The organism is Pseudoalteromonas sp. J2K-J031 (genome assembly GCF_058197095.2).
In genome coordinates, this window is the sequence record NZ_CM200279.1 from 1004969 (window position 1) to 1017234 (window position 12266).

Here is a 12266-nt window from a genome sequence, read left to right on the forward strand (position 1 = left end):
GATGGTTAACGTAGGATGATTAAAATGAACTGTTATTTTATAGGGTTTTTTTTATGTTTTTTTTGTGTACAAGTTTGCGCAAATAATCAGCCCTATAAAGCTCAAATCACCATAGAAACAGATATTTATAATTACTCTCAAACCTTAATAAATGGTCGTTCACTGCTTGATATTAATGATTTTAAAGGTGAAAACGTTCAGCGCGATGTGGTGGAGTTTATTTTAATTCAACAAGCCTTGTTACTCGGTGGTTTGGAAATTGAGTTTGAATTTAAACGAGGTAATTATGACGCCCGTAATCTGCGTCTACTCGAAAAAGGCCTACTGCTCGTTAGTTTTGATTCGGTTTGGTTATCTCAAGCAGAGTTAATTAAAGAGCATGTCTTTATTTCAGACCCATTAATTGAAAAAGGGCAGTATGTGGCAGGGGTTTTTACTGGCATCAATAATAAAGAAGCTCAAAAGATTAAAGAGCTTGGGCATTTTCATTTGCACACTGTTGTTTCAAGCCGTGATTGGTTAGTTGATTGGCAAACGCTAGAGCAATTACAGCCTAAATCGTTATTACATGAAAGTGACTGGATTGCGATGGCAAAAATGGTCAGTAGAGGCTGGGTTGATGTGATGTTAATTCCTTTTAATACAACGTTTCCTTTTGCTTACCAAGGCGAGGGGTATCAGCTTGTTGCAGTACCGAATGTGAAAGTGGCACTCAATGATAGTCGTCACTTTTTAGTCTCAAAACACCATCCATTAGGCCCGCAAGTGTTTACTGCATTACAAAAAGGCCTGAAAATTTTAAAGGCGAGAGGGCAAATTCAAAAGGCTTATCTAGATGCAGGGTTTATTAATCCGTTAGTAACAAGTTGGCAGGAAATAAAGCCATAAATTTACCCGTAATTTACATGGTTATTCGTCGAAAACTTTTTAAAACAAGCCGTTAAGAACAAAAATTATTGAAATGTAATTGTTCGCTTACATTTTGTGGCTGCATGCTGAGTTTAGGCTAATCTTAAGGGCAATTGTCCTTTGTGGGGCTTAGTTACAAAAACTGCTTAAAAATCAAATTGAAGTTTAAATGCGATCGCATAAAAAATGCGCTTAAATGCAGTTTTGTGCCTAAAATGGTTGTTTTAAGCGCCTTAACGTTGTTAAAAAGCGGCTAAAGTCTAATTCCATTGCAAAAAAAATGTAATTAGATGTTATACTCTATCACCATAATGTTCAGTCTTAAGGTACACAGCACTCTTGACCTTAAGGTCCGCGTACTTATCGCGTAAAATTGAACCTTATACCGCCAAAGTAATATGGCGCTACATATTACCGTTGAACAAAGAGTGATTCTAAGGGTTTATCCAGACATGAAAGCAATGAAACAATCTACGCTTGCAGTTTTAATTAATGCTGCTTTGTTTTCTGCAGCAGGCTTATCAGCCAATGTAATGGCAGCTGATGAAGCTGGCGAAAATAAAGCTAAAAATTCACAGCTTGAAGTGATTCAGGTGACTGCACGTAAACGTGTTGAAAATGCACAAGAAGTGCCAGTATCGGTGTCAGCATTGCAAGGTGATAACCTTGATGCATACAGCTCAGCCGGTATGGACATTCGTTTTATGAATGCCAAAATCCCAAGTTTAACGGTTGAATCATCATTTGGTCGTACTTTCCCACGTTTTTATGTTCGTGGTTTAGGTAATACAGATTTCGATCTAAACGCATCACAACCTGTGTCATTAGTTGTTGATGACGTTGTTCAAGAAAATCCAATTTTAAAGGGTTTCCCTGTATTTGATATTGAGCGCATTGAAGTGCTTCGTGGCCCACAAGGCACTTTGTTTGGTCGTAATACGCCTGCTGGTTTAGTGAAATTTGACTCAGTAAAACCATCACAAGATTTTGATGGTTACGGCTCTGTGTCTTACGGTAGCCGTGGTGCAGTGGATTTTGAAGGCGCGGTTGGTGGTGGTTTATCAGATCACGTATCAGCTCGTTTTTCTGCTTTAGTTCAAAACAAAGGTGATTACATTGATAACCGTGCACCAGGTTTTGAAGAGAAAGACGTATTAGGTGGCTATACCGAAAAAGCGGCTCGTTTACAGTTTTTATATAAGAAAGACGATTTATCTGCATTATTGAACTATCACGTACGTGATTTAGATGGCAAACCAATCGTATTTAACGCAAATTTAATGGATAAAGGCACTAACAATATCCGTAAAGACTTTAAAAACGATGTTGTTTTTCATGATGCAGCCAAAGATGCAACGCAACAAGTTGAATCGCAAGGTGTAAGCCTAAAAGTGGAATATGACTTTAATGACTATACATTAACGTCTATTTCAGCATGGGATAGCGCAGAGATATTCTCGCGTGCTGATGTTGATGGCGGTTTTGGTGCCCCTTGGATGCCTGCGATGGGCCCTGGAGTGATTTTCTTTGCTGCAGAAAGTGCGGATGCGATTCCAGATCACGACCAAATCACGCAAGAGCTTCGTTTATCAAGCAACTTTAATGGTGATTTTAACTATCAAGTAGGTGCGTTTTATTTTGATGAAGATTTAACCATTGAAAGCTTTAGTTACGATACCTTAGCGGGTGGCGTACAAAATGGTTATGCAAAACAAAATCAGCAAACATCTGCTTGGGCTGTGTTTGGTTCTGCTGATTTCACAATATCTGATGAGCTAAAACTAACCGCTGGCCTTCGTTATTCTGATGATGACAAAGATTTTGTTGCTGAACGTTTCAGTAACCCAACACCTTGGAATGGTTCGCCGGATTATTTAATGCGTACCGCAAACCCAAGTGATAGCCATGTAAGCTGGGATTTAAGTGCGGCTTATAAATACAGCCGTGATGTTAACTTCTTTGCTCGTATTGCAAATGGTTTCCGTGCGCCAAGTATTCAAGGCCGTATTTTGTTTGGTGATGAAGTGACAATTGCTAAATCTGAAACCATCAACTCAATTGAAGCGGGTGTTAAATCAGATGTATTAGATGGCCGCGGTCGTGTTAATGCAACCGTGTTTTACTACCAAATGGATGATCAGCAGTTAACTGCGGTCGGTGGTGATGCAAACTTTAACCGTTTAATCAATGCTGACAAAACAAATGGTTATGGTTTTGAGCTGGATACTGAATGGGTATTAACTGATGAGTTGCTTGCGACATTTAATCTAAGTTACAACCATACTGAATTAGATAGCTCTGATTTAGTTATTGCTGTATGTGGTCAGTGTACTGTTACTAGCCCTACTTTTGAAATTGATGGGCCGAATGGTCCAGAGAAGAGAGCTATCATTGACGGCAACAGTTTACCACATGCCCCTGAGTGGATCGCTAACTTCACATTACGTTATACCAAAGAACTAGGTGATGGTGAGTTCTTCGCTTATACCGATTGGTCATATCGTTCTGAAATCGATTTCTTCTTGTATCGCGCGAAAGAGTTTACTGGCGAAGCGTTATTTGAAGGTGGCGTACGTGCAGGTTATGCATGGTCACAAGATGATAACGAATATGAAGTATCAGCATTTGTTCGTAATTTAACTGATGAGCAAGTGATCATTGGTGGTGTTGATTTTAACAACAATACCGGTATGGTAAATGAAGAGCGCTTTATTGGTGCTGAATTTAAAATTAAATTCTTTTAATTAATTCCTACTAAATTTACTCAACTAAAAACCCGCATTATTGCGGGTTTTTTTATTAATTAGTGTATTTATTAAGCAAGAACCTCGTATTTATATTTTTTGTAAAAAACACCACTCCTCTTACCCCTGAAATTTGGTTTCAATTTTATTTTTTACCGTTACTTTGGTTTGTGGTTAAGTTTTTGTATTGATTGTGTTTTGTTTTTTATTTTGTTTTTTTTACTCTCTACTTGTTTCTGTTTGTAACATTTTATTTTCATTTTGTTGTTGTTTTGTATAACATGTTCGTTGTTGCTGATTTGTTAATTTTAAATTGGCTAACATATAAATAACAAAAAAAGTAATAAATATTCAAAGGGGAAAGCAATAATGAGAAAAATGCATTTTAGGCGTTCATTGGTCGCATTGTCGGTATCAGCACTGTTTGCAGTGTCAGCACCAACATTTGCTGCTAACAATACGGCTGGTTCTTTAAAAGGTAAGGTTGCAGATGCTGCAACATCATCAGCGTTGGCGGGCTCACTCGTTACAATTACTAATAAAAACAACGGCGCAACGGTTACTTCTGTTGTTGGCCAAAATGGTGGCTTTCGTGTACCAAACTTACCAATCGGTGAGTATAAAATTACCATTACAAAAGCGGGTTACCAAACGCAAGTAATTGAAAGTGCAAAGGTGAGCATTGGTAATGAAGTTAATATCGATGTTGCAATGACATCGGGTGATATTGAAATTATTTCAGTTACAGGTTCAAAAGTCGCATTAGTAGATGCATCAACACCTGAAATAGCATTAACGATCACAGCTGATGAAGTGGCTCGTTTACCGATAGCACTTGATGTTGTAAACGTTGCGTTGCTTGCACCAGGCACAACACAAGGTGATTCAGCCTTTGGTAACTTAGCGTCATTTGGTGGGGCGTCAGTTGCAGAAAATACTTTTATTATCAATGGTGTAAATGTAACTGGTTTTCGCCGTGGCACATCAATTTCTGAAATTCCATTTAGTGCTTATGATCAGTTCCAAGTTAAAACAGGTGGTTACTCCGCTCAGTTCGGACGTTCGACCGGTGGTGTAGTAAATGCAATTACTAAACGTGGTAATAACGGTTGGGATTTTGGTATTGAAGCCCGTTGGGAGCCCGATGCGTTAAGAGAAAACCGTGATACTGTGCGTTATAAAATAGCCACTGCCAATGGTGATATTCAACCTTTTGACGTCTTTTCAACTGAAGAGCACTTAGAGGTTACTGATGTTGAGACTGAAATCTGGGCTTCAGGTGACATCATTGAAGATACGTTATTTTTTTATGGCCTTTATCAAGCACAGACAAAAGAGCGTAAGAGCCACTCTCTTGGTTATTACAACGGTGCCGAAGAATGGTATTTACAAGAATCTGAAGCTAATGACCCACTGTGGATGGCTCGTATAGATTGGAATATTACAGACGACCATTCATTAATGATTTGGGGCTTCAGCGATGAAAAAAATTATTACAATAAATCAACGTCTTCAACGACAGGAGATGCGCGTGAACCTGTAACAAAAACAGGTGGCACTACGTGGTCAGTGAAATACGATGGCCGAATCAATGATTGGTTTTCTATTGATGCCTTGTATGCAGAGGTAGAGTTTAACTCTACTCGCCAAGATCCAGCTGATGAAGCCTGTCCTGCTGTGTATGACACGCGCTCTGGTAGCTGGGTTGAAAAAGGCTGTTGGGTCAATTTCACGGCTAGCTTAGAAGCAGATAAACGCGAACAATCACAAATCAACTTTAATATTGATTATTTTGATGAACATTCGATTCGTATGGGGGTCGATTATGAAAATAACACCTCGACAGCGGGTACTTTTTATTCTGGTCACGTTTATTACCGTTATGGCAACTTAGCTGCAGGCAGTGCATTACCTAACGGATATGAAGCGCCGAATGATTTAGAATATGTTCGTACACGTGTGTATGAAAATGGTGGTACATTCACCAGTAAATCAATGGCTCTTTATATCGAAGATACCTGGAGTATCACCGATGATATTACAGCACGTATTGGTTTGCGTTCTGAATCGTTCGAGAACTTAAATGCGAATGATGAGGCGTTTATCGAAATTAGTAATCAGCTCGCACCGCGTTTAGGTATTGCATGGGATGTTTTCAGCGATGGTAACTCAAAGTTATTTGCTAACTGGGGTCGTTATCATATTCCTGTTGCTTCTAACACGAACGTCCGTATGGCTGGTGCTGAATTGTATTATGAGGATTACAACATCCTAAACGGTGTGGATGCCAATGATTTACCAAATGTTGGAGCGCCGTTAGGTGATCGCCGTACATTCGCGGATGGTTCTGCTGCTGATCCTGCTGAAATTCTTGATACATCAATCAAACCTATGTACCAAGATGAATTGATTTTAGGCTTTGAGCATACAATCAATGATGATTGGTCAACAGGTGTGAAGTTTGTGCACCGTGACTTAAAGAGCATTATCGACGACATCACGATTGATGAAGCAATTAAAGCCAATGGCTGGGATTATGATCCGGGTCATGGTGGCTATTATGTTCTGACAAATCCTAATACGGATGTCACTGTGTTTTATGACACCGATGGTGATGGTGTTCGTGAACAAGTTAAATTAAGTGCAGATCAACTTGGTTATCCAGAGCCTAAGCGTATTTATAACGCATTAGAGTTTAGCTTAACTAAGGGGTTTACAGATGGTTGGGCTCTTAACACTTCATATACGTGGGCTAAAAGTTACGGTAATGCAGAAGGTTATGTGAAGTCTGATAACGGTCAAGATGATGCTGGTTTAACAACTGACTGGGATTACCCATATTTGATGGACGGTTCAAATGGTCCATTACCAAATGATCGTCGCCATACTTTTAAAGTATATGGTGCTTACGAAATCACAGATAACTTATCTATTGGTGCAAACATGATTGCCCAATCTGGTCGTCCAAAGAGCGCATTTGGTGATAGTTTACCTGATGGCTATGGAGCTGATTACCAGTATGGTGCAACTTACTATCCGTTTGATAAAGCGTGTCAACGTGGTTGCATGGGCCGTGAAGGCTGGCGCTTCAAAATGGACTTAAACATGGTTTATAACGCTGACTTTATCGACGGTGTAGATGCGCAAGTTCGCATGGACATTTTTAACCTGTTTAATGTCAATAATGTGCTTAAAACTGACGAAACGCTGTCTGAAGGTGGTGATTACAACGCATCTTATGGTTTACCAACCAGTGTTGAAACGCCACGTTATGTGCGTTTAAGCGCATCAATTAAATTCTAATCTTTTAGAATAAATCCCTGAAGATTTTAAAGCCGCCTCGTGCGGCTTTTTTTATGGGTGAGATTATTTAACTTAAGTGCAGGATAAAAGCTTTAACAACACATTGAATTAAAGGTAAATCTTGGAGTGGTTTATCGAGCCGCAGTGCCGTTATTGAGTAAACCTTGGAGGTTCTGAGTAAGCAAATTCAGTAGGCGAAAGCGGATTGAGTATTTGCCAATCACGTGTGGCAGGTGAATTGATGCCAATATCTTGATAGGCTTTGCGAATTATGCCTTGCTGTTCAAGTTGAGTTAAGCCTTTGTTCAGTGCTTCATAAACCTGTGCCGATAACGGATGATTTTTGGCCAGTGCAAAGTGACGGCTATCCCATAAAATGGCTTTTATATTTGGGATGGGCGTTAAATTCAGTTTTTCTAGTTGAAGTTGATGTGAAGGAGAGTTTCTAAAGTGTAATAAAGTAAAATCGGCGAGCTGTTTGTTGACGACTTTAACCAAGGTGTACCACGAATCAACATGTGCCAGTTTATTGGGCTTGAGTTGTTGCAAGGTTTGCCAATCGGCACTCCAGCCTTGATTCGATACTGCGGTTAATTGGCGCAGTTGTTCAATATGCGTGGTATTTAATGCTTTTGTATTATTGGGCGAAGTATATAAGCCCACATCATATTGCCCGTATTTGATTACCGGCGCTGTGATCAGAAGTTGTTCGGGGTATTTTGCAAGATCTGTTTGCCAAACAGTATCGACCATCATCACAAATTGGTTCGTTAATACTAATTGTAGATTTCGCTCATAAATACCACTGTTGTTAAAGCTTAACGTGCAATCACAGCCGCCGAGTTTTAAGGCGCGTTCAAGTATTAATAAATCGACTAAGTCGCGACCTTGAGGAAGCGTTGAATAATCCGTTAAGGTGTCGATATTGTATTTCGCCTTAACACGTTTATAAAACTGCAATACATCATCGGCCACTAAAACCGGAATTTCCACCGCATGGTTTGCCATACTCAGTAGCAATAAAAGTAAATAACTTGGCCATTTAATCATCACAGTAAGCGTTATAAAACAGATGTATAAGTTTAAATTAACACGGCTTGTGAGCACAAAAAACTCAGCGATTAGTCTTATATTTGCCATACACGACAATTGGGATAGTTAGTGAAATTTAATGGTTAAATTGATAGAGTTGCCAAAATTATTTTATTAGGAAAAGTCATGTCAGCATTTTGGAATTTTCGCGTTATTAAATGTGAAGGCACAGGCAAAGAAGAAACGCTTTATCAAATTCATGAAGTGGAATACAACATCAAAGGTAAAGCCGTAAATTGGTCTGAAACGAGTGTGGCACCTTATGGTCGCAGTTTAGATGAACTTCGTGAAGATACAGAACGCCAACGCAGTGCGTTTGAAAAACCAATTTTACATTTAGTACGTAAACCGCGTGGTTACGAGTTAGTTGAAGTTGAAACAGGTGCTGATGCGTTTGCTGAGCCACCAGCAGGATTAACAGAAGAATAAATAAAAAAGCGCTTAGGCGCTTTTTTTTACTTTATAAAAATATCATCTAAAAAAGGATTTAAACATGTTAAAAGCGGTATTGTTTGATTGTGATGGCACCTTAGTGGACTCAGAGTCTTTGCATTATCAATGTTGGCAACATATTTTAGTGCCTTATAACATTGCCTATGATGAAGACTACTTCTGTCATTTATTTTCAGGAAAACCGACTCTTGAGGCGGCACAATATATTATTGATGAACATGCATTAACGATTGATGCCAAAGTACTTGCAGAGCAAAAAAATGTGTATTTTGCTGATTATGTTCACGATCATTTACCGCCTTTATTACCCTATGCCAAAGAAGTATTAACCTTAGCAAAACAAAGTACATTGCAGGTTGCCCTCGTCACTGGCTCTGCCCGTGCTGAAGTGATGCCGATTTTAGCAGGTTATCAATTACTTGATTATTTTGAAGTCATTGTGACAAAAGATGATGTTACTCAGCCTAAGCCGCACCCAGAACCGTATTTATCGGCGCTCAAGCAATTGGGGCAAGCGGCACAATTTGGTGTTGCAATAGAAGATACTTGCACTGGTTTAACGTCAGCGAAAGGTGCGGGTTTACTCGCTATTGCAGTCCCTAATCATCATAGCCAACATCAAGATTTATCTCTTGCAGATCATACTTGCACAAATCTAATGCAAGCGTGGCAGCGCATTGAAATGCTACAAAGTTAAACCATACTTGAGTTTTATTATTCGCTTATTTTGTTGAGATGTATTGAACAACATTCGCGAAATTAACCATATGAACAACGAAAGGAATCGTTATGAACCTAAAACGGATAATAGGGTGTTTAATGCTGTATATTTGGCTGCAACCTTTAAATGCAGCCGAGCCAATGCCTGTGCAGTTAGCAACGGTTTATCAAGACTCTGTGGTTGTTAGTGATTATCTAGTCTCTGAAAAGTACGATGGCATTCGTGCTATTTGGGACGGTAAACAATTAACGACTCGCAGTGGGCATGTTATTACCGCGCCCACTTGGTTTACTGGGGTGCTTCCTGCGGTGTGGCTTGATGGTGAACTTTGGGCAGGCCGTAACAACTTTGAGCAAGTATCGGCGACTGTGCGCGATAAAACCCCAGATGAACAAGCGTGGCGAGCAATCCGTTATCTTATTTTTGATGCGCCAGATCAACAGCAGTCTTTTACTTGGCGAGCCCAACACTATCAGCAGGTTGTGCTGCAGATAAACCAGCCTTTTGTTCAAGCCGTTGAACAACATACTTTTAATGACAACCAGCAACTCCAGCACTTTTTGGCTTCCATTACCGAACTAGGTGGTGAAGGGGTGATGCTGCATCGTAAAGAAGCTTTATTTAAAGACGGGCGCAGCGACAACCTCATTAAACTAAAACCTTATATGGATAGCGAAGCGCACGTGGTTGCTCATGTTGCAGGTAAAGGTAAATACCTTAATATGCTTGGCGCATTGTTAGTAAAAACCCCAGAGGGTATTGAATTTAAGATTGGCACCGGTTTTAGTGATGCCGATAGATCAAATCCCCCAGCGATAGGCGCGCAGATTACCTATCGCTATCATGGTTTTACCAAAAATGGCGTGCCGCGTTTTGCCAGTTATTTGCGGGTGCGAAACGAGCCTTAGCGTCAGTAAGTTTGGTATTTTAGGCTTGTTTTTATCGGTGAGTATGGTAACTTCGCGCCTTTTGCAAAAGAGGTGCGTATGTTTGTTGGTTTCGATTATGGGAGTGCAAATTGCGCCATTGGCGTATGGCAAAATAATCGTGCTAAGTTGGTACCACTTGAGCAAGATAACTGTTATTTACCGTCAAGTTTGTACGCTTTACACCCAAGTTTAATTGTTCATCAGGTCAATCAAGGTCTGCAATGTAAAGACTTACGAGCTGATTTTCAGCGTTCGCGCGCGCCCTTACTCAATAGTTTAGCTTTTGCAAAGTCTGAGTTTGACTTACAAGATGACGAATGTGTGGTTCATATTGGCCGCGACGCCGTTGAGCAATACATTGCCAACCCAGAAGAAGGGCATTACATCAAATCGCCAAAATCATTTTTTGGTGCGGTCGGCTTAAAGCAAAGTCAGCTCGATTTTTTTGAAGACATTGCAACAGTAATGATCATGGCGCTCAAACAACGTGCCGAAGCGCATTTAGGGCAAAACTTAACGTCTACCGTAATTGGCCGACCTGTGAATTTTCAAGCCATTGGGGCAGAGCAAAGTAATCAGCAAGCATTAAGCATTTTAAGTAATGCGGCTAAAAAAGCCGGATTTGTTGATGTTGAGTTTTTGTATGAGCCTCTGGCGGCGGGGATCGATTTTGAAACCACGTTAACTGACAATAAAAAAGTATTAGTAATTGATGTTGGCGGTGGTACAACCGATTGTTCGTTTGTGCAAATGGGCCCCGACTTTCGTGACAAAACCGAGCGCCAAGCAGACTTTTTAGCACATAGCGGTAAGCGTATTGGTGGTAACGATTTAGATATTAGCTTAGCGTACCACGGTTTAATGCCGCTTTTTGGCGCTAAAACCGAGCTTAAATCAGGCCTAGAAATTCCAAATCAACCTTTTTGGCAAGCGTGTAAAATTAACGATGTTATTTTGCAAAGTGAATTTTATAGTGAGAAAAACCTGCGCCATTTGCAGCAAATTTTTAAAGATGTAAAACAGCCTGATTTATTTAACCGCTTAATTAACCTACAGCAAAATAAACAAGGCCATCAATTAGTTCGCGCAGCGGAACTGGCCAAAATCGCTTTATCGAGCACGCCGCACACGCAGGTTGAGTTAAATGATTTTGAGAAAAATTTAGTGCAACAACTGACTCAAACTCAGTTAGCGCAAGCTATTACAGGTTCTATCAGCCAAGTGGTATCGCTCGCCGAAGATGCGATAAAAGAAGCGGGCACGGTGCCTGATATTATTTATTTAACTGGCGGTAGTGCACAATCGCCGTTGTTAAAACAAGCGTTGCAGCAGGCTTTAGGCGATATTCCTATGCTAAACGGCGACCACTTTGGTAGTGTAACTGCAGGCTTAACTAAGCGCGCAATGCAGCTATTTAGTTAACCTCAGGTCTGAATAAAAGAGTCCACACTACGGTTAAGTTAACTAACGAGTGAACTAATACTTAGGATCATGCGGCAGGTGCAAGTCAATTAGAATCAAGACGGCACTTTTACCACCCCATTCAAGTGGTGCTTGATGCATCGCAATCACATCAGGGTGCTGTACTAAATAGTGTGGCACTTTGTTTTTTAGCACTTGCTGACCAATACCATGCATCACGCAAGCACAGTGAATATGCTGTTTTTTACACGCACTTATCAAAGCTACAAGCTCTGATTTAGTGTCTTCTTTGTTTAAACCATGCAAATCTAAAATTAGCTCAGGTGGAAAGTCACCGCGGCGTAATTGTTTGGCTAAAAAGCTATCGTGGCCTTCTTTGACGTAAGACAATACCGCTTTACTATCAATATTAGGTTCATATTGGTCAGAAAAGAAAAACTCAGCTTGTTCTAGCTTTGTTTGTTTTGCTTGATTGCTGATGGTGTTCTTTTTAGTTGGTCGCGAAAAATGAATTTTGTCTTGTTTAAAGGCACGCGCACCGGCTATTTCTTGGCGAAATAGGGCGAGTTCATCAGCGTCAATTGCGGGAGTCTTTTTCATGGCGGGAAGTGTAAACAAAAAAATGCAAAAAATCGAGGTGAATGAGTACCTCGGACCTTTGTTTTGACGCTACAATAGGCGTTCAATATTGGA

Annotated in this window: 9 protein-coding genes; 7 read left to right on the plus strand and 2 right to left on the minus strand. The window is 40.1% G+C overall.

Annotated features, from left to right (window positions below):
- The first annotated feature begins 24 nt into the window (after positions 1-24).
- From AC3KZC_RS04600 to AC3KZC_RS04610, 3 genes are all read left to right on the plus strand, one after another.
- Positions 25-888, plus strand: a complete 864-nt coding sequence (locus AC3KZC_RS04600; RefSeq protein ID WP_490580273.1) for a hypothetical protein — start codon at positions 25-27, stop codon at positions 886-888.
- A gap of 473 nt (positions 889-1361) precedes the next feature.
- Positions 1362-3653 (plus strand): TonB-dependent receptor, encoded by a 2292-nt coding sequence (locus AC3KZC_RS04605; RefSeq protein ID WP_490580272.1) that lies wholly within the window; start codon positions 1362-1364, stop codon positions 3651-3653.
- A 369-nt stretch (positions 3654-4022) separates the two neighbouring features.
- Positions 4023-6956 carry a TonB-dependent receptor gene (locus AC3KZC_RS04610; protein WP_490580271.1) on the plus strand — a complete coding sequence of 978 codons (2934 nt, stop codon included), beginning with the start codon at positions 4023-4025 and terminating at the stop codon, positions 6954-6956.
- A 150-nt stretch (positions 6957-7106) separates the two neighbouring features.
- Here AC3KZC_RS04610 and AC3KZC_RS04615 read toward each other — a convergent pair whose 3' ends face one another.
- A complete protein-coding gene (locus AC3KZC_RS04615; RefSeq protein ID WP_518525911.1) occupies positions 7107-8096 on the minus strand; it encodes a hypothetical protein in 990 nt (329 codons plus the stop codon).
- Between the two features lie 78 nt (positions 8097-8174).
- Between AC3KZC_RS04615 and AC3KZC_RS04620 the strand changes: the two genes are divergently transcribed.
- The 4 genes from AC3KZC_RS04620 to yegD all read left to right on the plus strand — a co-directional run bounded on the left by AC3KZC_RS04620 (position 8175) and on the right by yegD (position 11573).
- Positions 8175-8477, plus strand: a complete 303-nt coding sequence (locus AC3KZC_RS04620) for a hypothetical protein (RefSeq protein WP_490580269.1) — start codon at positions 8175-8177, stop codon at positions 8475-8477.
- Positions 8478-8541: 64 nt separating this feature from the next.
- The gene (locus AC3KZC_RS04625) at positions 8542-9198 is read left to right on the plus strand and encodes an HAD family hydrolase (protein ID WP_490580268.1); all 657 of its coding nucleotides are present in this window, start codon (positions 8542-8544) and stop codon (positions 9196-9198) included.
- A gap of 122 nt (positions 9199-9320) precedes the next feature.
- A complete protein-coding gene (locus AC3KZC_RS04630; protein WP_490580267.1) occupies positions 9321-10130 on the plus strand; it encodes a DNA ligase in 810 nt (269 codons plus the stop codon).
- A gap of 78 nt (positions 10131-10208) precedes the next feature.
- A complete protein-coding gene (yegD, locus tag AC3KZC_RS04635; protein WP_490580266.1) occupies positions 10209-11573 on the plus strand; it encodes a molecular chaperone in 1365 nt (454 codons plus the stop codon).
- Positions 11574-11627: 54 nt separating this feature from the next.
- Here the strand turns inward: yegD and smrB are convergent, their stop codons facing one another.
- Positions 11628-12173 (minus strand): endonuclease SmrB, encoded by a 546-nt coding sequence (smrB, locus tag AC3KZC_RS04640; RefSeq protein ID WP_490580265.1) that lies wholly within the window; start codon positions 12171-12173, stop codon positions 11628-11630.
- Positions 12174-12266: the final 93 nt, after the last annotated feature.

What these genes read in the sequence shown, in the direction of transcription:
- AC3KZC_RS04600 (WP_490580273.1), top strand. Translation starts at nt 25, where the DNA reads ATGAACTGTTATTTTATAGGGTTTTTTTTATGTTTTTTTTGTGTACAA.
- AC3KZC_RS04605 (WP_490580272.1), top strand. Translation starts at nt 1,362, where the DNA reads ATGAAAGCAATGAAACAATCTACGCTTGCAGTTTTAATTAATGCTGCT.
- AC3KZC_RS04610 (WP_490580271.1), top strand. Translation starts at nt 4,023, where the DNA reads ATGAGAAAAATGCATTTTAGGCGTTCATTGGTCGCATTGTCGGTATCA.
- AC3KZC_RS04615 (WP_518525911.1), bottom strand. Translation starts at nt 8,096, where the DNA reads ATGGCAAATATAAGACTAATCGCTGAGTTTTTTGTGCTCACAAGCCGT.
- AC3KZC_RS04620 (WP_490580269.1), top strand. Translation starts at nt 8,175, where the DNA reads ATGTCAGCATTTTGGAATTTTCGCGTTATTAAATGTGAAGGCACAGGC.
- AC3KZC_RS04625 (WP_490580268.1), top strand. Translation starts at nt 8,542, where the DNA reads ATGTTAAAAGCGGTATTGTTTGATTGTGATGGCACCTTAGTGGACTCA.
- AC3KZC_RS04630 (WP_490580267.1), top strand. Translation starts at nt 9,321, where the DNA reads ATGCTGTATATTTGGCTGCAACCTTTAAATGCAGCCGAGCCAATGCCT.
- yegD (WP_490580266.1), top strand. Translation starts at nt 10,209, where the DNA reads ATGTTTGTTGGTTTCGATTATGGGAGTGCAAATTGCGCCATTGGCGTA.
- smrB (WP_490580265.1), bottom strand. Translation starts at nt 12,173, where the DNA reads ATGAAAAAGACTCCCGCAATTGACGCTGATGAACTCGCCCTATTTCGC.